Genomic DNA, 23,502 nt, shown 5'->3' with positions numbered 1-23,502 from the left:
CCGAGCCCACTCGCGCCAGGCGCCTGCATCCATCGCCAGGATGTCGAAGCCGCCGAGCACCCGCTCTTCCAGCCAAGCCTCCAGCTCTTCGGCCTTTGCGGGATCCTGCTCGCGGGTGATCTCGATCCCGGCCTGGATCTCGCCGATGGTCACCGCTGAGAGGAACATGTCCCCAGAGCGCGTCGCCTGGACCCATTCGACGACCGATGGATGCGGACGCGTCCGGCGCAGCTCGGAAACGATGTTGGTGTCCAGCAGGTACACGGGAGTCAGCCGAGATCCGGTGGGCGCCGGCGTCGGAAGTCCCGGCGAGGCGGAGTCAGATGGTCGGTGCGGGCATGGGGTGCCAGCAGCCAGTCCTTGAGGTCCGGGCGAGCGCTGCGCTGGAGTCGCTCCCACTCTTCGATCGGCACCAGCACAGCAGTCGGCACGCCGCGCAGCGTCACCGTTTGGGGCCCATCGCTGAGGGTGCGCTGGAGGAACTCGCTGAACCGGGACTTTGCCTCCTGCACCTGCCAAGTACCCGTCATGGCGTCCTCCCCGCTGGCATCGGACGATATCAGACTAGTCTGCTGACTAGATAGATGCTCCACCTGAGCTGCCGGTCGGAGGTGTGCAGGGATGCGCCCGAGTCTCTGCGCCATGACGGCACGAGGTTTACCTGATCAGTCTCAATACTTTCCAGTGATTTTGAATGTCGAGAACAGTTGAGCAGGGCAGATGTCTCAGATGCTGCTGCCGGGACTCTCTTCGGTGCTCAGCGTTCGCATGCGTTCCTCGTAGTCGGCCCAGCCGACCAGATGCCGGGCGTCGTCGAATGATGTGCGTGGGCCGCCGGCGTCGCCGCTGGATGCGAGTCTCTCTGCAGCACCACCCATTGCCGTGATGCCGGCCAGCAGCAGCGACACCGGATAGATCACGAGGGAGTATCCGATCTCGGCGAGCGATGTTGGGCTCAGCCACGGTGTCTTGCCGTCCTCCACGAGGTTGACGGTCTTGTGGCTTGGCACCTTGGCGCAGTAGCGCTCCATCTGCTCGGGGGTCTCCAGTGCCTCCACGAAGGTGATATCGGCGCCTGCTTCTGCGAAGGCTTCTGCACGCCACAAGGCCTCGTCCAGTCCGTGGGTCGCGACCGCATCGGTGCGCGCCATGACGAGAATGTCGAGACCATGCTCGGTGCGGGTGCGCACACACGCCCGGATCCGTTGCACCGCCTCGCTGCGGTCCACCACTTCCTTGCCCGCCGTATGGCCGCAGCGCTTCGGCCACACTTGGTCCTCGATCATCACGCACGCCAAGCCCGCTTGCGCGTAGCCCAGCAGCGTCCGTTCGGCGTTGATCGGATTGCCGTAGCCGGTGTCGCCGTCGCCGATGATCGGGAGCGGCGTCGCCGCGCACACACTGCGGGCCTGATCGACCATCTCGCCGTAGCTGAGCAGGCCGACATCAGGCAGGCCGAGCCGAGCCGCCGCCACAGAGAACCCGCCGAGGAATCCGGCCTCGAACCCGGCTTGCTCCAGCAGCCGGGCCGACAACCCGTCGAAGCACCCGGGTGCCTGGACAATCGTCTCGGTCTCCGCTGCCGAACGCAGCAACTCCCGAAGACGAGTGGCCGCATCGCCGTGGTGCGGGAACAACGTCACGTTGCGTCGACTCCTTGGAGCTCGTGGTGCATCGCAATCATGCCGCTTGCAGTCTGCTGGGGGCGCCGGAAGCGCAGACGGCCCAGACGGGTCGTCAGTCCCAGGTGCCGAACTGGAAGGCCTCGCTGGGCATGGCTCGCCATTGCTGCCAGACCGCGGGGTCGCCGTCGGTCACTTCGACACCTGAGTGCGGTCGGCCCCAGAGGCCGAGCAGCACTTGGATCGGCGGGCCCTCGATCACCACTGACGCAGGCGACTCGGACTCGGGCAGCGGCTCGATGGTCACACTGCCCACTTCGCCGTCGGAGTCGACGAGCCGGGCGGTGAGCCCACCGGGGTCTCGTTCGAGGACGCGGCGCATCGCTTGCAGGAAGAACTGGCATGTGTAGTGGGCGGCGTCGAGTGCTTGCGACGGCGTCATGGAGTGCTCGTGGCCCAGCGCCGCTTCGACGTCGAGGCGGTGCATGCCGAGCTCGGATGCCGCATGCCAAGCCCACAGCCGCGGGTTGCCTTCGCCTCCGGCCATCGAGAAGTAGCAGCGCCGGTCGAGGTCGTCGGTGAGTTGATCGATGGCTGAGTGGGCCCACGTTGCGAGTTCTGCCGTCGAGGTTCCGGCCGGCTTGAGACTGGCACGCTCATACCCCCGTGCTCGAGACTCGGGATCCTCCGGCGCCGAGGTCATCATCTCTTCCCACGCAATGGACACCCGGCCGATGTGCGACGCCGCGTTGTAGACCGTCCAGCCCGGGCAATTCGGCACGGGCGCTGCCTGTTCGGCCTCGCTGCGGCCGCAGATGTAGTCGATGGCCGAGCGAGCTGCCGCGACCCGTTCGGAATGATCAAGCATCGTCCAGCTCCAGCGTTCGCATCCGTTTCTCGTAGTCTGCCGAGCCCACCAGCGCCCGCGCTTCGTCAACTGGGCCCAGCTACGGTGGCCGCCGTCGGCCCGGCGAGCGGTGACGAGGCGTTCCGCTCGATCTCGCAGGGTCGACACGGGCTGCCGGAGCGCGACATGACCAACTCCTCGATGAGCGCTGCGGAACTGATCAGCGCCGCGAACGAGCTCGCGCCGCTGCTGCGCGAGACCGCTCGCGAGGCGGAGCTGGCGCGGCGCCCCCTCGACAGGGTGATCGACGCCGTCCGGGACAGCGGGCTGTTCGCACTCATGGTTCCGAGGGCCTACGGCGGCCACGAAGCCGACCTCGACACCTTCTTCGAAGTGACGCTGATGCTGTCTCGCGCCGACGCCTCGATGGGTTGGCTGATCTCGTTCTACATCGAGCACAACTTCTGGATGTGCGGCTATCCGGAGAGCTTCCAGAAGGAAGTCTTTGCTGAGCGCCAGTTCATCTTGGCCCCTGCCACGCTGAATGCCGGAGGCGGCAGGGCGACCGCCGTCGAGGGCGGCTACCGGCTCGACGGTCAGTGGCAATGGGGAACGGGCATCATCCATGCCGACTGGGTGCTGGTGGGAGCGATGGTCGACGAGGGCGATGGGCGGGTGCTGCCGAACTTCTTCGCCGTGCCGCCTGACGACGTCGAGCCCGTCGACACCTGGTACGTGATGGGACTGTGCGGCACCGGCTCATGGGACATCCGCGTCGAGGACGTGTTCGTGCCAGCGGATCGGGTCGTCTCGATGGTTGGGCTGATGAATGCGGCCGGCGAGTCCACCCGGGTTCACCCAGGAGAGCTGTATCGCACGCCGCTGATTCCCGTGCTCGGTTTCGCTGCCGGGCTCCCCATGCTGGGCGCGGCCCAGATGGCCTTGGAGGAGTACCGCTCGCAGACCAAAGCCAAGATCGCGGCGAATGAGATCGGTGTCGGCGGCCCCGAACGGGATCAGGGCAAGCCGGCGATCGCTGCACGGGCGGCGCTGTCCATCGACGCAGCCGAGCTCATGTTCCAGCGAGCGCTGCGCGACATCACGACCGGATCCAATCACCTGATCTTCGATCGCGAGATCCGCTACGCCGACTACGGGCGCCTGCTGCTCGACCAGCCCACCACCAGGTTCCTGGTGTGAACCACACGCCGGCTGGGCGTGAGTCGCTGAGGCTCGCCTTCGTCGGCTGGGGCGCGATCGCCCGCGTCGCGGCCGATCTGCTCACCGGTGCGCCCGTCGAGATCGTGGCGGTTGCCACTCGCGGCCAATCCGATCTCGTCGACCCGCCAAAGACTGCGCGGCTCATCACTGATCCCGGCGAGCTGATGGGTATCGCTCCTCAGGTGGTTGCCGAAGCGGCCGGCCGCGAGAGCGTCGCCGAATGGGGACCAGCCGCCCTCAAGTGCGGTGCCGATTTCATCGTCTCGTCGGTCTCGGCCCTTGCCGACGCCGACGTTCTGACATCCCTGCGGAGCATCGCCACCGGGCAGGGAGTCCAGATCCACATCCAACCCGGTGCGCTCGCTGGCGTCGAGGCCCTCGCCGCGGCCCGCAGCCTGGAACTCGAGACAGTCCAACACCGAATCTCGAAACCCCCTGCCGCCTGGCTCGACACTCCCGCCGAGACGCTCTGCAACCTCGACGAGCTCGACAAGCCCTACGAGTTCTTCTGTGCAAACGCAGCTGAGACGGCGACGGCATTCCCGAAGAATGCCAACGTGGCCATGACCACGGCTCTCGCTGGAGTGGGACCCGATCAGACGCAGATCTCCCTCGTCGCCGATCCGACTGCAACAACTAACTGTCACAGGATCACGGCCCGCGGCGCCTTCGGCGACCTCGACGTCACCATCAGCAACAACCCCTTGCCGGCCAACCCCAAGACGTCGGCCATGGCAGCGCTCAGCTTGGTCCGTGCTATTCAGAATCGGACAAGTGCGATCGTGATCTGAACTGCCGCTGGCAGATGGCAATCAGCTAAGCGACCGCCGTCGGACCGCGCTCCGATGCCTGCCGGACATCGATCTCGACTTCGATGCCGTCCGGCTCGATGTCGAGGAGTTCGGCAATCACCGTCTGCGCGACTCGCTCAACATCGCCCTTGCAGCGCGTTTGGCTGACGCCCAGCATGTTGGGAGGCAGGCCGGAGGTGATCTCGACCTCCCACCAGTCCCCGTTTCGTTCTGCAACGGCTCTATAGCGTGCGCTCACGAGTCACCTCCTCGCGCCACTCGCTCAACTGTCAGGATTGTCGCAGCCCACCGGGAATGCAAGAAGCCACGATCGAGGTGCCATGCCTGCAATGCAGCCCACCGCCGACCAGTTCCGCGCCTTCCGCGATGACGCCTATGACGGTCCGATCGCGCAGGTCAACCTGCTGAAGTTCCGAGTCAAGGCCAACTATGGGCCCGACGGACCCGAACATGGCAACGATGAGACTGGCGCCGCCGCCTACCAGCGCTACGTCGATGCCTTCCGGGCTGCAGCGGCCGAAGTCGGCGGAACCTGTCTGCTCTACGGACACGGCGAGCGCTATTTCATCGGGCAGGGCGATTGGGATGCCGTGCTGATCATGCACTTCCCCAACCGGGCGGCTTTCATCGCCACCCTCAACCATGCCGACTACCCCGAGATGCACCGCCACCGCGACGCCGGCTTGCTCTGCCAAGACCTGCTGACCACGCGCCCGGCCGTGGCCAACACTTAAGGCCGCCGACCTCCGAAAATGCAATGCGGCGAAGTGGCTCGGGACAGCTACGTTCCGTGGCGACGCTGCGCGGACGGGGTGCTGTATGAAATTGTATGATCATCCCATGGCGACCGAACGAGTGACCGTCTCGCTCCAGACCGAGCTCGCTGAGGCCGTGCGTGCAGCCGCAGAAGCAGACGCCCAGAACGTGTCTTCGTGGATCGCCGACGCAGCACGTCGTCGACTCGCCAGCCGAGGGCTTCGCGACGTGCTGTCCGCATGGGAAGCCGAACACGGTTCGTTCTCTGAAGACGAGCTCGCCGCCGCCCGTGCCCGCATAGAGGCGTGACCGCCCCACTCGTTCTCGACACGGGAGCGCTGATTGCGCTGGATCGCAACGATCGACAGATGTGGGCAGTGCTGCGCGTCGCCGCCAACGAGGGCAGGTTGATTCAGGTACCCACCGGCGCGATCGCGCAAGCCTGGCGCGATGGATCACGCCAAGCCCTGCTGTCGCGAGCGCTGCGTCACTGCGACGAAATCGCGCTCGACGGCGTGCTGGCCCGCGCCGCCGGATTGCTGTGCGGGCGAGCCGGCACCGTCGATGTGATCGACGCATCCGTCGCCTTGACAGCCAGCACGCTCGCCCGCTCCTCCGACGCCGTGGTCTTCACCTCCGATCCGAGTGACATCGCTCACCTTGCTGACACCCTCGGCGCGAAGATCCAGATCGAGCGTGTCTAAACTGAGGCACAGCGACTGATGGGGCGGGGCGAGATGCACCTGAGCGCCTTCATCCAGGCATCCCCGAATCATCAGATCAAGGGGATGTGGAAGCACCCCGCCGATGAGACGTCGTGGGGCTACCGGACCCTGAGCTGGTGGCAGGACCTCGTGCGCACCCTGGAGCGAGGCTGCTTCGACGGGATCTTCTTCGCCGACGTGCTGGGCACCTACGACGTGTACGGGGCGAGCCGCGAAGCGGCACTGCGGGGCGCGGTCCAGATTCCCGGCATCGACCCCACGCTGCTGATCCCCGCGTTGGCGGCGTGCACCGAGCATCTCGGTTTCGCCGTGACCTTCTCCACCAGCCACCACGCGCCGTACCACACAGCCCGGCTGTTCTCGACACTCGACCACCTCACCGGCGGACGGGTCGGCTGGAACATCGTGACCTCCTACCTGGCCGATGCCGAACGTCAAGGCCTCGGCGAGATCCTGGCTCACGACGCTCGCTACGACCGGGCCGACGAGTACGTCGATGTCTGCGTCAAGCTGTGGGAGCGGAGCTGGGACGAGGGTGCGATCGTTCTCGATGCCGAGGCCGACACTCATACTGATCCGGCGAGGGTGCACGAGATCAACCATTCCGGCGAATGGTTCACGGTCGAAGGCCCCCACATGGTCGAACCTTCCCCTCAGCGCACGCCGGTGCTGTACCAGGCGGGCAACTCGGCCCGAGGTGTCGAGTTCGCAGCCAACACGGGAGAGGTCGTCTTCATGCAGGTGCCGGGCAACGAACGGGGTGCCACTGTGGTGACATCACTGCGCGAGCGCGCCGCAGCGGCAGGGCGCGATCCCGAACAGATCAGAGCCCTGCAAGTAGCGAGGGTGGTGGTGGCGGAAACCGATACCGAGGCACGGGCGATGCGCGACGAGTGGTCACAGCTGTTCTCCGTCGACGGCTACCTCGCGCTCTACGGCGGCTGGACGGGCATCGACTTGGGCGGTTACCCGCCCGATACGCCGATCGACGACATCGAGGCAAACGCGATCCGTACCCAGGTGGAGCGTTGGAAGCTGGAAGATCCCGAGAGGACGTGGACCGTCGGTGATGTCGCCCGGCGTCTTTCGGAAACCGCTGGCGGGTTGGGATTCGTGGGTTCGCCGGTGACGGTTGCCGATCAGATGGAAGCCTTCATGGAGACCACTGGCGTCGACGGCTTCAACGTGACGACGGCTCCCGTGCCCAAGCAGCCGAACTCATCGCGACCCCATCGATAGCCGAGCAATGGGACGAGCCGTCGGCCCTCGAAGGCATGACGGTGGGGGCTCTTTCGGCCCATCTCGTACGTGCGGCCGGCGCCACCATCGCCTACCTCGACCGCACCCCGCCCGACCGGCGCTCCGACGGCGACCTGCTCACAGCGGTCACCTACTTCCACGCAGCAGTCGACTCCCCCATCCACGACCAGATCAAGGACGTCTCCGCCACCGAGTCGGCCATCGGCCACGAAGCCACCGTGGCCAAGTGCCGGCAACTGGCTGCCGACCTCGAAACACGACTGGCCGCCGAACCCGTCGACCGCCTCGTCGCCGCGCTGGGAGGCCGGCTGCTCACCCTCGACGACTTCTGCCGCACCCGTCTCATCGAAGTGCTCCTCCATCTCGACGACCTCGCCGTCAGCACCGATCAGCCCCGCCCGGCCACCGATCCCGAGGGTGCCGCCGTCATCATCGAGATCTGCATGAACATCGCCCGAGACCGCAACGGCGACTGGGGCGTCCTCTACGCCCTCACCCGAGCAGAACGCTCAGGCGACGCTGCGGTATTTCCCGTCTTCTAGCCCGCTGCAGGCCGCACCGATCTAGGGTCACGGACCCGATGCTTCGCGCGCCAATCGCTGTTTGGCCCGTGTCGCAGCACCGTGCGCCAGTGCATCAGCGCGATTGTTGAGCACATGGGTGGAGTGACCGAGCACCTTCTCGAAGGTGACCTCTCGACCTTGCAGGGCTCCATCAATCCACTCGATCAGATCGACATTCTCGACGGGCTTGTTTGACGCTGTGCGCATTCCACGCGCGCGCCAGCCAGGAAGCCACTCGGTGAACACGCCCACCACGTAGGCCGAATCGGTCTGCACGATCAATGGCATGCTCGGATCAATCGCTAGGAGCAGCTCGAGCACTGCCCTCAGCTCCATGCGGTTGTTGGTCGATCGCCGCGCACCGGCGAAGCCCTCGCGCCCGTCCTCAGTGACCCAAGCCCATCCGCTGGGTCCAGGGTTGCCCAGCGAGGAGCCGTCGGTCGCCGCCGTCGTGACTCGGATACTCACAGATTGCCGATGTCGATGACGTAGCCCCGCTTCGTCATCATTTGTGCGAGTTTGACCCCCACTGCAGCCACGTCGTCCTTGAACGGCAAGTACTCGAGACCGTCGATATCGGAGGGTTTCTTCATTCCCACTTTGTCCTCTAGCAGGATTGCGATGTTCTCACGCCGCAGGTGCACGAGCATCATTCCCAGCTCGAGTACGACATTTTGGCGGGCACGAAACTCCTTCTGAGTGTCGTCCTCAGGGTCGCTGAGGTACACGTCATCAGCAGTCGCCAGCACCACGGCGAACGGGGTTACCTGGATGTACTTCTCCAGTTTCTCGATCAGCGTCAGACCCTCGGCCGGAATCTGGTCAAGCATTATTGGATTCAGCTTCCACCTGCGCAGCATGCGCTCGATCTCGTTCTTGGCTTCCTCGTTGTGTCCGTAGACGACAAACACTTCCGTTGGAGTTGAGCTCGCCGTTGGCATTGCCTGACCGACTGTCGTAGGCGCAAGTGCGAACTTCTCCTCAAGACCCTCGGTGTTCTTTCCTTGCACCACGACCTTGCCCGACCCATAAACGCTCACGACCTGGCCGCCGTCGCAACGAAGTCGCACTCCGTGGTCGAACGGGTCTTCCTCAACCACCGAGCACCCGTGTTCACTCAGTACGGCCTTGGCTTCCTCGACTGTGGTCACGCCGTCGAATGTATCTGGGCATTTGGGTTACTCATCTGATCAGCAGCGCGCACGAAACCGGCCGCGAGCACCGAGTAGGAAGGCCAACTACCGCCGCATGCGGTGCGCGGTTCCGCAGAGCGACACAGTCGACCTCGAACGGCCACGAGTCGATTTGTCGCTCGGAACGTGCGCATTCGACCTCCCCACCCGGTGTGCCGCGCAGCCGCTGGCGTGGTCAACTCCGCCATTTTGGGTCCTACCCGTGACGTTGGCTCATCAGTCCCACGATCGCGCCAAAACCCATCTTGTACGTCGTAGAACATGTGTCAACGGCGGTGCTGACCTGATCGGAGTCGCCACCTAACACCGCCAGCAACACGTTGATGGCGAGCGCTAGGAGGGTCAAGGAGACGAGCGTGCAGAAGGTCAGCTTGAAGCGCGCCGTCACCTGACCTTGGGGCGTGTCGCCTGCTGGCGCCTGATTCTGAGTGCGCTCTCCGTCGTCCACGCCCAGACATACTGCCCAGATGGGACATTGGTCTGAAGATCTCGTGGATGGGCTTGCCGAGGATCTCGCTCAGCGCCACGGCGAGAACCCTGACCGGCACCGACTGGCCGAGATACTCCTCGAGGTCGGCAAGGGGATCGAGACCTTGGCGGGCCGCAGCTTCCGCTCACAACACCGGGCCACCCTGACGTTCGAACCATGCGGGCTGCCGCTGGTCGAAGTGCCGGACATGGTTGTCGGACCCATGGAAACCAACGCAGATGTTTGGGCAGTACCCGATCCCGTCAATCCCCAGATGGCGACGACATTGCAGGTCACCCCCCTCGGCACCGTGGCTCGCAAGGCTGCCTCGGTGGCAGATGCACTGTGGACCGCGGGCCTGCTCGTCGCCGAGGCCTCGCAGGCAGGGGCTCTCAACGGGGACTACGTCGTTCGCTGGCTCGGCACCCGCGTTCACCCCGACCATCGCAAGGACTTGTTGCGCAGCGTCATGGACCCTGCGTTCCGGTTCCACATCCCCTTGCTGGCGACCTCAATCGGGGGCTGGTGGTTTCAGATCACCCGGCGTCTCTTCTGGATCACGGGCGAGACTGATGACGACGGCCGCCTCGTGGCAGTACTGCTCGACAGGGAGACGACAGGCGGTCAAGCCATCCCACTCGTAGCCACCGAACCCGTCCTCATCGCGGCGCCGATGACTCGACACCCCGTGGACTGGGCCTTCAATGCTCGAATCTGGACCGAAGGGGTCCAGCTCCCGAACGATCGGCCGTGGAGCATTCTGTCACCGGCAATTCACGGCTACGGCATCCCCACCATCACTCTGGACCCTGCCTCGACTCGCCAAGAGCTTGCCTGCCAGGTAGTGCTCAAGGGCTACTGGCACGGCTACATCGGGCCAGACGAGCCGGCACTGGCTAAGGCCGTTGCCGCCGCCTATCCCCGACAGGTAGCGAGCATTCAGCGCCGCACCCACGCCCCGAACGTGGAGTCGGCAGCTGCGATGCTGCTTGAGCAATTGATCCGTCCTGGCTTCGACCCAGCCCAAGGAGCCGAGGCAACCCGGCGATACGTGCGTCGCAAAGCGAGCATCGTCGTTATGGAGCACCTCAAGCGAGAGTCGCCCGACCGATACCCGTGGACCCACGTCGGGATTAGCGAGCGCCGTTACTACAAGCTTCTGCCGTTGTTCGCTGACAAGACCAACGGCCGTTACGACTACGACCACGACGACGTCATCGCGCGAATGAAGACCCACCTCGAACAGCGAGACCGTGAGCGCGAGGCCCGAGCAGCCGCCCTCGATCTCCTGCGCGAACGGGGCTTCAGCGAGGCGGCAGCGAGAAAGTGGCTGCAACGCCACGAACCAGAACAAGCGATCAACGCCTGGCCACGCGGCCACCGGCCTGTCAATGCCGCGTAGCCGGTTGTCTGCGTCTGGCCGCGTCGATCCCCGTGGGCCCGACACGCTCGGTGTCACGCCGGTGCCATCCTCGGTGTCCAGGACGCCTAGCGGTCGCGGTCGACTATCTCGAGTCGCGTCGTGCGATGCCCCCGAAGAGTTCCAGCCTCATAAGCAACGGCGTCCGTGAGCCTCAGGAACCCGACCCATGGATCCCGACGGGGTCGGGGCCTGATCACCTGCTTCTCGCCGATCGTGGCCCACACGAGAGCTGACTGCGTCTCGTTGAGAAAGTGCTCAAGGCAGTCCTCGCGCAGCAACAGAGCGCCGAAACCGTCGTCGTGAGCAGATGGATCGAACGCCGCGAGCGACCCGTCGGCGTCCACGAAGTCCGCGCCGTAGCCCGTCCATCGGAGACCGATCGCGTCGGCTAGCCGGGGGTTCGGCCGGCAAAACTCGCTGCTGTTGGTCAATGAGCAGTCGTACTGGCCGCCGTTTGCGCTGCATTCGAATGCGGCCGACTGGAGCATTGTCGGGCATCGCGGACCGTCGCTGGGCTCTGGATGGCGGGCTCCCAAGTAGTCGCCGAGCAGCGCTCGGGAAGCGAAACTCCAACCGAGTTCGCCGAAGAACAGCTCATGAGACATAGGTGGCTCCGGCATCCAACGACCCGAGAAGTCCACAGCCTCGGACCAGGCAAGGAACTCTCCGACGTCGGCGGCATCAATGAGGTACCCGCATGCGTACAGCCAGATCTCACGTTGGTCGACCTCGTGGAGGTCATACCCCGCCGGCGGCGTCGCCTGCCAGATATCCATACCTTGGAGCTTGATCCAAGCGCTCCCGCTCTTAGGATCGATGTAGCGCAGCTGCTGGCCTCGATCTGGGATGTCGGCTTCATAGCGCAGCCACTGCAAGTCATCCCCGCCATCGGCGAGGTCGACATGAACGTCGCGGCGCCACCATCTGGCGGATGTACTTGTTCGCTCGCGGTGTGACGGCGCTGGCGCAACGACAGCGGAAGGATCGATGTCGCGGACTGACAGCTGCCATGCCCCGCTGTACTCCGCATTGAGTGCCTCGCCGTCGTAGCGACTTCGGTACTGGTAGCGGTCGGATATGTGCGCCAAGATCTCGTGAAGTCCGATCCACTGGTACTTCTTGCCGATGCGTTCGGGTTTGCGGGTGTCGCGGCTGGCGTTGCTGATTGAGCTCGAGATGAGCCAGTCGAGGTCACCAAAGCGCTCGATGGTCCACCCCAGATCGAATGCCCTCCACAGCACGTAGCGCTGAATCACCTCAAGGCCCAAGCGGGGCTCTGGAGCGTCGCGTGCCGCCTTGATCTCTTCAAATTCAACCCGCTGCTCGTCGCTGAGCGCTGCCAGAAACTCCTTCTCGGGCTCAGGATCTGAATCTGGTTCCTCGACCGTGTAGGGGAAATCCGATCCTTCGTAATCGTCAGCTTGGGTTTCCAAGAGAGCTCTGATGGCGGCTGCGAGCACCTTCTTGCCGCGCGTGGAGGCCCACAGTGCGTCGAACATCTCCTTCAGGTCAGGATCGAGCTGCCGTTTGAACGCGGCAGCTCGTTCTTTGGGTGACTCCCAGGGAGGCTCTGTGGTCCGAACGGACAGCCAATGGTGCGATGCCGATGCGGAGTTCGTGCCGATCACGTAGCGGGCGAAGTCCCAATGCATCACCGAAAAAGCGATTCTTCGGTGCACTCTTTGCGCACTCGTCAACTCGGGGCCGTCTTGCCGGATAGGAGGATCGAGCATCTCCATCTCGTGGTCGTCAGGGATGTGAGGCCAATCACTGCAATACGGCGGCTCAACGAGGCTGCTGTCCACGGAGAAGTCGGAACCAAGCTCTCGGGCACGCTCGATGACGCCGCGTGCGTAGTCCCGCAACAGAATGTGCGGCGGCGGTTCGCCGTCGGCGAAAATCAAGCGGTACACAGCCCCGGCAAGCGGGGCGAGCGCTTCGGCGTCAGTCAAGCGCATCGCCACGCCGTAGGCGGCGGCCATCACCCTCTCTCGCACATAGGGATCGTCCACATCGTCGAAGCGTTCGACCAGTGCCTGCGTCAGTGCAATCTTGTCGGTCAAAACCGCAACGAGGCCCTTCGTTGCGCGATCGCGAACGAAGCGATGCGAGGCAGTCAAACACCAAGCCAAGACGACAGCGCACGCTTTCGCTGATTCCTCATCCAGCGCCGCGACGCGGTCGGGATGCTTCTCGGTCCAGTCGAGCAGGCGGTCCAGCGGTCCCTTTCGCCCGTATGCCCGGTATAGGTATTGGGACCAGACCACATCGCGGTCCGGCATCTGCAAGCGCCACAAGTATTCGTCCAAGAACAACGCTCCGAGCGGATGGTGAGGTACGACGGCGCAAGCGATGAGCGCGTCGAAGACTTCGACGGTGCTGGAGTGGAACTCGCCATCCAGCAGGTCGGCCACCAACTCCTGGCACTCGGATCTCACACGAGTCGGATCTCGCCATGGAAGCCCGCCCAGAAAGGCGCTCGTGACGCTTGGGTCCGTGCCGTGGCCCGCGAGTGCTTCCGGCAGTTCGACGCCGAGCCTTTCGGGCAGCAAGATGCTCAAAGCCTCAAGAGGCGCGTTCCAAAGATGCCAACCTGTCGCGTCGCCCTCGTCATCACTCCCCGTCAACGCCGATGCCAATCCGTCGGCGTCGCCGCAGCGTTCGATGAGGCGCTGCGCTATCCGGTGGTCAGCGAACCACTCGTAGCCGAACGCGACAGTCCATTCGTCGTCGCGGCGGGACCCCGGGGTCTCCAACAGCAAGCCCGCATCGACGAGCGCTCGATACAACGAGCGGCGGTAGCCGGTGTTCGGCGCGAACGGGTCGACGAGTTCGCGGACCTTGCTCTTGGGAAGCCAGCGGGCGGCACGTTCAGCAAGTTCTGAGGCCACTGCATCGAGCGCCCTGGCGACCACGCGTTCCTGCGGGTCGTAGTCCAACTTGGTGGCAAGATCAGCTTCGATTGCGTCCAAGTGCCTTTCGAAGACCGCAGAAACGCCCTCGGTTCCGACGGGAATGCTCCGCTCGCCGCGGTTGTGCAGCCCCTCGCAGAGCGTCTTGAGGAACAGCGGATTGCCAAACTCAGGGCGCAGCAACGGAGTCGCGGGGAAGTCCAAGTCGTAGAACTGGCAAAACCGCTCGACAGCTGCATAGGGATCGTCGTCAAAACCGCGGTGTGTCACTTCGTAGGCGATTTGCCTCACCGAATCGGGCACCACGTAGTCGACGAATGGCGAACGGACTGAAAGAACGACACCGATCCAAGGCGACGCTCTCAGATGAGAAAGAAGGCCAGCCAGATGCGGCGGCCAGATGGCGTGCCCTTCGCCCTCGTTGACCGCGTCGATCATGAACAACGCCCTAGTGCCAGCGCACTGTGCAGCAGCTTCCACCGCTCCAACGAACTGTTCCATCGAAAGATCCGCTAGATCAAGCTGAGCGCGCGCCTGTATCCAAGGATGTTCCGTCGTCGTGAACTGCTGCCCCATCAAAACGATGCTCGGGAATCCCTCAGCCAATCGCTTGGCCGCGACATCGCACAACAGATGCGTCTTGCCAGACCCGGCCTTGCCCTTGACGATCAGCAGGTCACTGTTGACGGCCAGGTCAAGATCTCTCAGCGTCGCGGAGGCATCCCGCAGGGCCTGGCGCACGGCACGAATCTCGCTGACAGCGTCCCTGTATGGGTTCGACGGCCGCGGGTGCCCGAATTCCTCGGTCTGTTCGTGCTCATCGAACGCGTTCGCCGTCTCGAACAGGTGTGTGAGACATTCGGACAGACTGGCGTCGACTTCATCGACGGCAGAGACGATCTCTGGCAGCGGCCATTGCTGATGCGCAGCGCATCGCATGCCATAGAGCTCGGCAACGACAGCGTCGATTAACCCAACTGCGTCATCGAGCCCCGCGACGTCTTCGGATGCGTCTTCGTCGGCAAGCCGCCGCAGCGTGTAGGACGGCGCTTGACGGATGCTCTTGGCAAGCTCGCGCACCCGCGCTGCCGCAACCCCCGTGCGGCCGAAGGCCTCCATGTCCCGAACAATGGGCACATCAACATGGACTTCGGGCGTGTACCGCGGCCCAGCTACCGCGATGGCACGCTCCAGCTGCTGATTGAGCCACTCGCGACTGAATTGTCCACCGGCACCGAACCAGAAGTGACGGCGGCCAACTTGGCTATCTTGCGACAGCAGATTCGTCAATTCAGAGGAGCCCCACCACAGGAACTCGACTTCCATGCCCCGTTCACTGGCCCACTCGTTCCAGATGCTGACCCGGTGCTCCCATTTCTGCATTTCCGTGGTGTTAGGTGCACGGCGGCCGTCAGCACGATCACCGGGAATGCAGACGAAGTACTTGACCAGGCCCGGGTGTGCCTCCAGGGCCGCCTGCACCGATCGATCTAGCTGCCGCCACTGCGTATCACCCAGCGACGCGCGGAAGAACTTCGCCTGCCAGCCCCATTGGCTCCCGTCACTGAGCGTGCAGTAGCACTCCACCCCGCTGTCCGGGCTGCCCTTGCGGACAAACTCAGCGCCAGCCGGTGTCTCAACCCGCGCGAGTTGACTGCACAGCTCCTCAAAGCCGTCAGCTTGAGACCCGTTCAAAGCTCGGAGATCAGACCAATCCAAGCCCACGCGCTGTACACCTCATCGCAGATTGACGCAGTCGATTGAAGCTATCTGGGCCCAGCCACAACCCTGCTCCAATTCTTCCGCCCTATGGCGGCGTTCACGTCCATCAAGAACGAGAGCCGAGGCCGGACGAGTGCACCTGTTAATCGGCCCAACCGCCGTGCGTATTGATTCGTGATGTGTCGGTTGGAGGATTGCAGCGCCGAAAGGACCTCGCGGGGACCGGCACCCACTGCCCCAACAGGCCCGAGGGAGCGTTGAAGGTCACCAGCGAGTGCGCGACGCTCGCTGGTCAGTCCCCGTTGCCAAAGTCCGCGGCCGTGGCCCGGACAAAGCCAAGCGCGCTGCCCGACAGCAAGAATTCGGGACGGTTCGTCATCGATACCGCTCTATTCGGCATCCACCGAGAGCTCCGCCTGGCGTAGCACGAGCTGCGTGGCATCCTCCGCCAGATCTGGCGGATAGCCATACCTAGCCAGCAGCCGACGGACGTTGCGCCGCAGGTCCGCCCGTACCGACTCGCGCTGGGCCCAGTCGAGCTTTGGCATCACCTTGATCATTTCCGTCAGCTCTCTGGCCATGAGTCGCAGCGCGTCGCTCTTCATAGCCTCGACGGCTGACTCGTTGTCGGCGAGAGCGTCGTAGAACGCCGTCTCTTCGGGACTCAGCCCAAGCTCCTCGCCGTGCCGCTGGGCCTCGCGGAGCTGCTTCGCCAAGTCGATGAGCCGGGAGATCATCTCGGCGGTTGTGATCGCCTTGTTCGTGTAGAGACGCATTGCGTCTTCGAGCGCCTCGCGGAGTTTCCTGCTCTGCACCAGGTTCCTCCGCTCCGTGACTCGGATCTGGTCGTTCAGGAGCTTCCTCAAGGTCTCTAGCGCCAAGTTCTTCTCATCCAGAGCCGCCACGCGACCTAGGAATTCGTCGCTCAGAATGTCCAGGCGGGCGTCGGACAAGCCCGCCACGGCGAAGAGGTCGATCACCTCGTCCGCGGCCACTGCCCCACCAATCACCTGCCGCACGGCCGCGTCGACATCGCGCCGTTGAGCATGCCCCGTGCCTTTGCTGGACTCGTCAGCCAAACGCTTGCGAATCATGGCGGCAACACGTTGGAAGAAGGCCAGATGCGGCGTGATGGCTTCGGTCTCTGGTCGAGGCACCGCCAAGGCAAAGGCCGCTGACAGCTCCTTGACGAGCTTGTTCAGACGTGTCCAGCCATCGTCCTGCCCGAACACGTGGTCAATCGTGCGTAGATACACGGGCAGGACCTCTCCGGGCGCTGCGTCGAGTGCTTGCTCGTACTCGCAGCCATGGAAGAAGTCGCGCAGCGCTTCGAACGCCGCCTGCATTACGGGCACCGCCTCGTCCTGCACCTCGCGCACTGCCACACCTGTGCCGCCAGCTTGGGTGTAGGTGGCCAACGCGTCCGCCAACTCGTTTGTGAGCCCGAGAAGGTCGACGATCAAGCCGCCGGGCTTGTCGCCGTGAACGCGGTTGACGCGTGCGATGGCCTGCATCAGGTTGTGTCCCGCCAACGGCTTGTCCAGATACATCGTGTGCGCCGGAGGACAGTCAAAACCAGTCAGCCACATATCGCACACAATCACGATCCGCAGATCGTCGTCCGGGGCCTTGAATCGCTCTGCCAACCGCTTGCGCGCCGCCTTGGTGCGCATGTGGCTGCGAAGCGGCTCGGGGTCATCAGCCATCCCGGTGACAACCACCTTCATTGCTCCGCGCTGGTCGTCGGCGTCGTGCCAATCCGGGCGCAGTACTCGGATCGACTCGTAGAGCCGTGCAGCGATAACGCGGCTCATGGTGACGATCATCGCCTTGCCTTCCATGGCTGCGCGGCGCTTCTCCCAATGGTCGACAACGAATGCCGCCAATCGTTCGATGCGCTCCGCGGCACCGACCAGCGACTCCATAGACACGCGAATCCGGTCGTCTGACTCTGCTCCTCTGCGGTCAGCGTCAAGGAGGTGTTCGAGCTCTTCCTCAGCAGCCCGTGCACCTTCTTCGTCGACCTTCAGCGTGACGATGCGCGACTCGTAGTAGAGCGGCCGGGTCGCGCCATCTTCGACGGCCTTGCGAATGTCATAAATGTCTGCGTAGTCGCCGAAAACGTGCGCCGTGTTCTTGTCGTCGCGCTCAAGCGGAGTGCCAGTGAATCCGACGAAGGTGGCGTTGGGCAGCGCGTCGCGCATCCAGCGTGCACCACCCTCGACGAAGCCGTACTGACTACGGTGCGCTTCGTCGGCCATCACCACCACGTTGGCGCGTTCCGAGATCACGCCATGTACCTCGGCGAACTTCTGAATCGTTGTGAACACCACGCCACCCGAGGCACGGTCGAGCAGTGACTTCAGATGCTCGCGACTGGTGGCCTGGACAGGAGTCTGCCGTAGCGGAGCACGCCCGGACGCGAAGGTATCGAACAACTGATCGTCGAGGTCCGTACGGTCGGTGATCATGACCACGGTTGGATTGGATAGACGCGGCTCGCGTATAAGCGCAGCCGCCAGCATCAGCATCGTTAGCGACTTGCCCGAGCCCTGTGTGTGCCAGACGACTCCCCCGCGGCCGTCGCCATTACCAAACGGCGGTTTCAGGTGCTCCAGGACTCTGGCCCGAGTCTTGCGCACCGCACGGAATTGGTGGTAGCCCGCGATCCTTTTGACGATGTCGCCTCGCTCGTCCTCCTCGAAAGTGACACATGTCCGCAAGTAGTCCGCCAGCGTGGCCGGCTCGAGCAAGCCGTGTATCAATGCCTCCAGCGTCGGTGCGTCGCCGCCAGCGTCGTTCAGCGGCCGCCAGGGCGTGAAGCGACTACGCCCGCCAGTGATCGAGCCGACGCGGCTCAGCATCCCATCCGACACGGCCAGAAGCAGATTCGGCACGAACAGGTCGGGTGCTGTCTCCATGTAACGACCGAGCTGGTCGATCGCGGTGCCAAGGTCGGCATGGATGTTGCTCGGATTCTTCAACTCGACGACCGCGACCGGCAAACCATTCAGATACACCGTTAGGTCCGGGCGGATGACCTTGCCCGACGCCGTAGCGACGGTGAGCTGCCGGACTACCAGTAGTTCATTCGTTGTTGAGTCGCCGAAGGCAATGACGCGCGCACGGCCACCCCGCACCTCACCGCTGGATGCGTCGCGGTATTCGACCTCAACGCCATCCGTGACCAAGCCGTGGAACCAACGATTGTTCAGTGAGAGCGTCGGATACGGTGGGCGCGACAGAACGCGCACGGCCTCCTCGATACTGCTGTGTGGCAACTCGGGATTGAGGCGACGCAGTGCCGCGGCGAGGCGAGATTCTAGGATTACTTCTGTAGTATCGCCACGCTCGCCCGCCTCATCGATCTCAACGCCCCACTTGGTTTCTACACCGATTGTGCCAAAATGATCTGATGTCCAATCCTCGATGAGCTTCTCGTCCACATCAGTCATCGCGGCCTTCCCTACTCCGCCCAAAGAGCTTCTCGAAAGGCTCGAGCAGGGTCTCATGCTGAGCTGCAGGAGATGTCTTAGTAGTCGAATCGGCCACGCACTCCATCTGCCACTTGCCGCCCTTATTGCCCTTGTACTGAAATATCCTGGTGCGATGCCCGGTATCGTCGTCATCCGCATACAGGAACGGGCTCAGGTCTAGGGCCACTCCTCGCGCGCGAGCTAGAACTCTCGACATTCCATCAACGGGCGCTGCGGATAGCGCAAGCGCCGCCGCCTCAGAATCGAATACCTCCTCGTGAATACGGCGACTCTGCGCATGTCCCGTCAGCTTCTCGACCTCGACCCGACCACCCGCTTGGATGCTGGGAATGCGAAAGAGCTCTACATTCTGCATGTCCCGGAGATCGAGCAAAATTTCACGCACCATGGGATATGCCTCGTCGATGATCGCGTTGGCTTGGGCATCTGACTTCGTTGCTTCGTGAGAGAACCCATTTCGAACGACGTTGAGTCGTCGAATTTCGGCAATGAGCTCTATAGGCACCAAGGACGCGACCTGCAACCCCACACCAACCTCTTGTGCTTGGCGTACTACTCCCTCGATAAGGCCGATACGTATGGCCAGCTTGTCAGTGCGCAGATCACGAGCCTTGCATGTACGCCACCTCTGATCCCTTCCTTCGCGAATGATCAATGGCGCTAAGGAACTCACGGATCGAGCCGCCTCCGAGAGCGCGAGTGCGGCCAATAGGCGGACTAGAGACTCCCATGCGTCGCGGAGACGATGCAGTCGCTGCAACGGTTGACGTGGACCCTCAAGAAAACCGTGAAACGGCACGGCGATCGGGGCAGGAAAGTGTTCACATACTGTCTGCTCAAGATCCGCCCGGGCTTGCGCCGAAGCTTCGTCGCGACCGCGGCGGGCCGCGTCTGGCGCAAGTCTGTCGAATACATCGGCAGGATGAAACTCCTCTTGCCCGAGTCGTACTGTTTCGTATGAGCCCTCACACCAATCACGATAGTCCTGCTCGTCTCTCGAACGTCGGCGTACGATGAGCGCCTGATCAGAATCAGTACTCTCGGCTTCCCGCTGGTCGCGGGCGAGCGCGTCACTCATGGTTCGACTCTCACCGCCCCTGTCAAGAGTTCTTGGAGCACGTAGTCCCGCACACTCGCCAGTTGGACGCTTTCACGTACCGAAGATGTAAGTAGATCAAAGAGGGGGTTGATCGCATCCTGATAGCCAGCGATGACATCCGGGGGAGGCACGACAACTGGCAATGGTCGAAAATTCTTCTTGCTAATTTCAGGGAATGTTGTTCCGCTCGCCTGCGCTCTGATCGAGTCCATTGAGCTCTGTGCCCAGCTAAGAATGTAGATTGGCGGTAACCGACCCTCACACACCATCGCGATGAAACCTTGGTTGACCGCAGTAGGCACCCCGGCGATCGCCAGATAGCCCACTGGGGCACGAGATGACATCAACACCGTTCCAATGGGCAGGATGCCGGAGCTGATCGAGTCAGCACCCGCGTCTGTGATGTAACGCTCCGTATCTAGCAGCACGGGATGCGTCAGACGCGACATATCCTTCGGTGTCGCCCAACAATGGATGCCGCCATCCCAGTACTCGGATTGCCTAGTGCTCGGAGTGCCGCCGCCCCTGACCCCGACGACATCCCCAATCGATTCCACCTTCCAACCCTCCGGCACGAGGCCGATGCGGGAATCCTCGAGGCGCGTGGGTAACGCATCGAAGAGCGGCTGCGGCATCGAAGGGAACGAGGTCTCGCCGGCGGCTCTTGCCCTTACCGGTCCAAAATCAACGAACCAAGCCTGGAAGATTGCTCGGATCAATTGTTCTGCCAACAGCGCCGTCTGCTGCCGCCGCTCGATTTTGTTGTCGAATGCGCCTAGGATTGTGGCAATAGACCTCTGCTGATCGAGTGGAGGCCTTGGAACTACAACGCGCTTCATACCCGCCCCTGAGATTTCCCTGAAGGTGGTGCCATTAGCCAGAGCTTCGAGCTTTTCGGTAGATGACTTCAACACGTAGTAGAAGAACATCGGCTCATCGCCTGTGAACACAAGCGACCGACAACCCTGACTGGTTGCAAGCGGCACATCGGCAATTGCCACGTAGCCGATAGGCGCACGACTCGAGACAACAAGCGCACCCGGAGGAAGCACCTTGGCCGACGAGGATTCGAGCCCTTCGACCGTGATGCTTCGAGCTCCGCGCTCCACGAATCGGCTCGTTAGCTGAGAAAGGTCCTTTGGTGTGACCCAGGCGATTTCACCTCCCCAATACGAGGGTTCCTTGGTGGATGGTGTGCCTCCTCCCACGACATCCGCAATTTCGCCAAGCGGTACTACAGGCCACGCTTGGCTCATCAGCTGGGGGTTCCCCCGCTCAACCGAGCGAGCGCCGCCCGTACCTCCTCAGTCAGCCGCTCTTCGTGAGCAAGGGAATCTTCCAATTCGGCCATCAAACGAGGGAACTTCTCCGAGAATGGCTCTCCATCATCGTCCTGTCGTTCGGCGCCGACGAACCTTCCTGGGTTGAGCACAAACCCATGCCCCCTGATGCCCTCGATGTTCTCGCTCTTGCAGAAGCCCGGGATGTCGCTGTAAGCCCACTGGCCATGTACAGCATCTTCCCACCACAGCGGCGGGGGCTCACCACGCCACTGACGGAATGCGTAGGTGATTCGGCCAATATCTGAGTCGTGACGCGGATCGCTGAAGCCATTTGCGAGCAAGGCGCCGTAGTCGTCACCGCTGCTGAGCACCCGGAGGGTGCGGGTTTCCATTACACCGAGATTGCGGGCATCAATAAAGAGCGTCTCACCCGCGCGGTCACGGCCACCTGCCTTGAGATTCTGTCCGCTCTTGTCTCGCGTCAGGAACCAAAGGCAAGCAGGGATGCCAGTCGTGAGAAACAACTGCGGCGGCAACGCCACGATGGCGTCAACCAAGTCCGCCTCGACGATGCGCTGGCGTATCTCGCCCTCGCCTCCCGATCCCGACGAGAGTGAGCCGTTGGCCATGACGAAACCAGCCACCCCACCACCACGACCATTTGGCGGAGCGAGGTGGTGAATGAAGTGCTGTATCCAAGCGTAGTTCGCGTTGCCGACTGGGGGCGTGCCGTATCGCCACCGCACGTCGTCAGCCAGAAGCTGGGCTGACCAATCTGAGATGTTGAATGGCGGATTGGCGAGGATGTAGTCAGCCTTGAGATCGGGATGCAGGTCACGCAGGAAGCTGTCGGCTGGTTGCGCGCCAAGATTGGCCTCGATGCCGCGAATGGCGAGGTTCATGTGTGCGAGCCGCCAAGTGGTTGGATTCGACTCCTGACCAAAGATTGAGATGTCGGTTTTCAGCCCACCGTGGGCTTCCACGAAGCGTTCGGACTGAACGAACATTCCGGCCGACCCGCAGCAGGGGTCGTAGACGCGACCCTCGTAGGGCTCAAGCATCTCCACCAGCAGACGCACGATGCAACGAGGCGTGAAGAACTCGCCACCGAGCTTCCCCTCAGCTTGGGCGAATTTGCCGAGAAAGTACTCGTATACGCGACCGAGCATGTCCCGGGCTTTCGCGCGATCGTCCTTGAACCCAATGTCAGCGATCAAGTCGATGAGGCCCTTCAGCTTCTCGGGCGCTATGCCCCGGCGCGCGTAGTCACGCGGCAGCTGTCCCTTCAGGCCTGAGTTGTCGCGCTCGACCGCAAGGATCGCGTCGTCAAGCAGGGCCGCTATGTCGGCACGCGCAGCCTGGCTCTGAAGTTCGTGCCACCGCGCCTCGCGCGGGACCCAGAAGATCCTTTCGGCGGCATATTCGTCTCGGTTCTCCAGCAAGCTCTCAAGCTGCGGGCCAACTATGCCGTCGGCCGCCAGTTCTGCCTTGAGTTCATCACGCCGCGCCTCGAACGAATCAGAAACATACTTCAGGAAGAGCAACCCGAGCACAACATGCTTGTACTCGGCAGCATCGATCTGGCCTCGCAGGGCATCGGCAGCCTTCCAGAGAATCTCCGCATACGTCAGCTCGGCCTCATTCATATCGGTTGTCAAGATGGACTCCGTCCGGTTCTCAGCGATCTTCCCTTCCGGCATGCTTGCCACCAAGAGCCACGCGGCATGGCTAGCTATGCGCTAGCCCCGAACAGGTCGTCGGTTGCACTGATCCGCGCCGAAGCTGACAGTACTCGTGGCGGCCTTCGACGTGATTGACCCTCATCTACATCGTCACTGACGACTCCACGGCCCGTCACTCCCTGCCTGTGCCGTTGACGCGATCCAACGCGCGTTGTATGGTGTCAACATGCCGAGGGCGCGGCACCCGAAGAAGGAGGTTGAAGCCGCATTGGCAGAACTCGAAGACGCCGGCTGGATCGTTACCCAGACAGCATCCGGGCACCGCTGGGGCGTTGCCCGCTGCGTCGAGTCCAGTCGATCGGGCTGCCAGGTCTCCATTTGGTCAACACCACGTAGCTCCGACAATCACGCCCGAC

General features: G+C 63.1%; 21 protein-coding genes. 8 read left to right on the top strand and 13 right to left on the bottom strand.

Translation table 11 applies throughout. The annotated features are described in order from the left end of the window. The 4 genes from VI480_RS13300 to VI480_RS13285 all read right to left on the bottom strand — a co-directional run. A partial coding sequence (locus VI480_RS13300) for a PIN domain-containing protein (RefSeq protein WP_323673338.1) occupies nucleotides 1–264 on the bottom strand: 264 nt, incomplete at its 3' end. 5 nt (nucleotides 265–269) lie between these two features. Continuing rightward, nucleotides 270–530, bottom strand: coding sequence for a type II toxin-antitoxin system Phd/YefM family antitoxin (locus VI480_RS13295; protein WP_323673337.1), 261 nt, complete (start codon nucleotides 528–530; stop codon nucleotides 270–272). 195 nt (nucleotides 531–725) lie between these two features. Continuing rightward, nucleotides 726–1,643 (bottom strand): isocitrate lyase/PEP mutase family protein, encoded by a 918-nt coding sequence (locus tag VI480_RS13290; protein WP_323673336.1) that lies wholly within the window; start codon nucleotides 1,641–1,643, stop codon nucleotides 726–728. Between the two features lie 94 nt (nucleotides 1,644–1,737). Further along, a complete protein-coding gene (locus VI480_RS13285; RefSeq protein WP_323673335.1) occupies nucleotides 1,738–2,490 on the bottom strand; it encodes a maleylpyruvate isomerase family mycothiol-dependent enzyme in 753 nt (250 codons plus the stop codon). Nucleotides 2,491–2,574: 84 nt separating this feature from the next. Here VI480_RS13285 and VI480_RS13280 point away from each other — a divergent pair, with 84 nt between their 5' ends. Both VI480_RS13280 and VI480_RS13275 read left to right on the top strand, forming a co-directional pair. Next, on the top strand, nucleotides 2,575–3,669 hold the full coding sequence (locus VI480_RS13280; RefSeq protein WP_323673334.1) for an acyl-CoA dehydrogenase family protein: 1,095 nt from the start codon (nucleotides 2,575–2,577) through the stop codon (nucleotides 3,667–3,669). Then, on the top strand, nucleotides 3,666–4,481 hold the full coding sequence (locus VI480_RS13275) for an aspartate dehydrogenase (RefSeq protein WP_323673333.1): 816 nt from the start codon (nucleotides 3,666–3,668) through the stop codon (nucleotides 4,479–4,481). The genes VI480_RS13280 and VI480_RS13275 overlap by 4 nt, the downstream gene beginning before the upstream one ends. Nucleotides 4,482–4,506: 25 nt before the next feature. Here the strand turns inward: VI480_RS13275 and VI480_RS13270 are convergent, their stop codons facing one another. Beyond that, nucleotides 4,507–4,740 (bottom strand): hypothetical protein, encoded by a 234-nt coding sequence (locus tag VI480_RS13270; protein ID WP_323673332.1) that lies wholly within the window; start codon nucleotides 4,738–4,740, stop codon nucleotides 4,507–4,509. 82 nt (nucleotides 4,741–4,822) lie between these two features. Here VI480_RS13270 and VI480_RS13265 point away from each other — a divergent pair, with 82 nt between their 5' ends. The 5 genes from VI480_RS13265 to VI480_RS13245 all read left to right on the top strand — a co-directional run bounded on the left by VI480_RS13265 (nucleotide 4,823) and on the right by VI480_RS13245 (nucleotide 7,785). Further along, nucleotides 4,823–5,236, top strand: coding sequence for a DUF1330 domain-containing protein (locus VI480_RS13265; RefSeq protein WP_323673331.1), 414 nt, complete (start codon nucleotides 4,823–4,825; stop codon nucleotides 5,234–5,236). A gap of 106 nt (nucleotides 5,237–5,342) precedes the next feature. Further along, nucleotides 5,343–5,567 carry a hypothetical protein gene (locus VI480_RS13260; protein ID WP_323673330.1) on the top strand — a complete coding sequence of 75 codons (225 nt, stop codon included), beginning with the start codon at nucleotides 5,343–5,345 and terminating at the stop codon, nucleotides 5,565–5,567. Continuing rightward, nucleotides 5,564–5,962, top strand: coding sequence for a hypothetical protein (locus VI480_RS13255; protein WP_323673329.1), 399 nt, complete (start codon nucleotides 5,564–5,566; stop codon nucleotides 5,960–5,962). Before VI480_RS13260 ends, VI480_RS13255 begins: the two co-directional genes overlap by 4 nt. Before the next feature lie 18 nt (nucleotides 5,963–5,980). After that, nucleotides 5,981–7,222, top strand: a complete 1,242-nt coding sequence (locus VI480_RS13250) for an NtaA/DmoA family FMN-dependent monooxygenase (RefSeq protein WP_323673328.1) — start codon at nucleotides 5,981–5,983, stop codon at nucleotides 7,220–7,222. Further along, nucleotides 7,204–7,785: a maleylpyruvate isomerase N-terminal domain-containing protein gene (locus VI480_RS13245; protein WP_323673341.1), complete on the top strand. Its 582-nt coding sequence runs from the start codon at nucleotides 7,204–7,206 to the stop codon at nucleotides 7,783–7,785. Before VI480_RS13250 ends, VI480_RS13245 begins: the two co-directional genes overlap by 19 nt. Before the next feature lie 27 nt (nucleotides 7,786–7,812). Here VI480_RS13245 and VI480_RS13240 read toward each other — a convergent pair whose 3' ends face one another. The 3 genes from VI480_RS13240 to VI480_RS13230 all read right to left on the bottom strand — a co-directional run bounded on the left by VI480_RS13240 (nucleotide 7,813) and on the right by VI480_RS13230 (nucleotide 9,447). Beyond that, nucleotides 7,813–8,274 (bottom strand): ribonuclease H, encoded by a 462-nt coding sequence (locus tag VI480_RS13240; protein WP_323673327.1) that lies wholly within the window; start codon nucleotides 8,272–8,274, stop codon nucleotides 7,813–7,815. Next, nucleotides 8,271–8,957 carry a TIR domain-containing protein gene (locus tag VI480_RS13235; protein WP_323673326.1) on the bottom strand — a complete coding sequence of 229 codons (687 nt, stop codon included), beginning with the start codon at nucleotides 8,955–8,957 and terminating at the stop codon, nucleotides 8,271–8,273. The genes VI480_RS13240 and VI480_RS13235 overlap by 4 nt, the downstream gene beginning before the upstream one ends. Nucleotides 8,958–9,195: 238 nt before the next feature. Further along, complete coding sequence (locus VI480_RS13230; protein ID WP_323673325.1) at nucleotides 9,196–9,447, bottom strand: hypothetical protein; 252 nt, start codon at nucleotides 9,445–9,447, stop codon at nucleotides 9,196–9,198. A 19-nt stretch (nucleotides 9,448–9,466) separates the two neighbouring features. On the opposite strand from VI480_RS13230, the gene VI480_RS13225 reads away from it, so the two are divergent. Continuing rightward, complete coding sequence (locus VI480_RS13225) at nucleotides 9,467–10,870, top strand: hypothetical protein (RefSeq protein ID WP_323673324.1); 1,404 nt, start codon at nucleotides 9,467–9,469, stop codon at nucleotides 10,868–10,870. An 86-nt stretch (nucleotides 10,871–10,956) separates the two neighbouring features. Here the strand turns inward: VI480_RS13225 and avs2 are convergent, their stop codons facing one another. The 5 genes from avs2 to VI480_RS13200 all read right to left on the bottom strand — a co-directional run bounded on the left by avs2 (nucleotide 10,957) and on the right by VI480_RS13200 (nucleotide 23,104). Next, nucleotides 10,957–15,285, bottom strand: coding sequence for an AVAST type 2 anti-phage system protein Avs2 (gene avs2 / locus VI480_RS13220; protein WP_323673323.1), 4,329 nt, complete (start codon nucleotides 15,283–15,285; stop codon nucleotides 10,957–10,959). Nucleotides 15,286–15,914: 629 nt separating this feature from the next. Continuing rightward, nucleotides 15,915–18,980, bottom strand: a complete 3,066-nt coding sequence (locus VI480_RS13215; RefSeq protein ID WP_323673322.1) for a type I restriction endonuclease subunit R — start codon at nucleotides 18,978–18,980, stop codon at nucleotides 15,915–15,917. Continuing rightward, the gene (locus tag VI480_RS13210) at nucleotides 18,973–20,100 is read right to left on the bottom strand and encodes a hypothetical protein (RefSeq protein ID WP_323673321.1); all 1,128 of its coding nucleotides are present in this window, start codon (nucleotides 20,098–20,100) and stop codon (nucleotides 18,973–18,975) included. Before VI480_RS13210 ends, VI480_RS13215 begins: the two co-directional genes overlap by 8 nt. Then, the gene (locus VI480_RS13205) at nucleotides 20,097–21,377 is read right to left on the bottom strand and encodes a restriction endonuclease subunit S (RefSeq protein ID WP_323673320.1); all 1,281 of its coding nucleotides are present in this window, start codon (nucleotides 21,375–21,377) and stop codon (nucleotides 20,097–20,099) included. Before VI480_RS13205 ends, VI480_RS13210 begins: the two co-directional genes overlap by 4 nt. Next, nucleotides 21,377–23,104 (bottom strand): class I SAM-dependent DNA methyltransferase, encoded by a 1,728-nt coding sequence (locus VI480_RS13200; RefSeq protein WP_323673319.1) that lies wholly within the window; start codon nucleotides 23,102–23,104, stop codon nucleotides 21,377–21,379. Before VI480_RS13200 ends, VI480_RS13205 begins: the two co-directional genes overlap by 1 nt. Nucleotides 23,105–23,502: the final 398 nt, after the last annotated feature.

This window comes from Candidatus Poriferisodalis multihospitum, assembly GCF_028283155.1.
In the GTDB taxonomy this organism is placed as follows: domain Bacteria; phylum Actinomycetota; class Acidimicrobiia; order Acidimicrobiales; family Poriferisodalaceae; genus Poriferisodalis; species Poriferisodalis multihospitum.
Note: the sequence above shows the minus strand (reverse complement) of the source record. Positions and strands in the feature narration are given on the sequence as shown.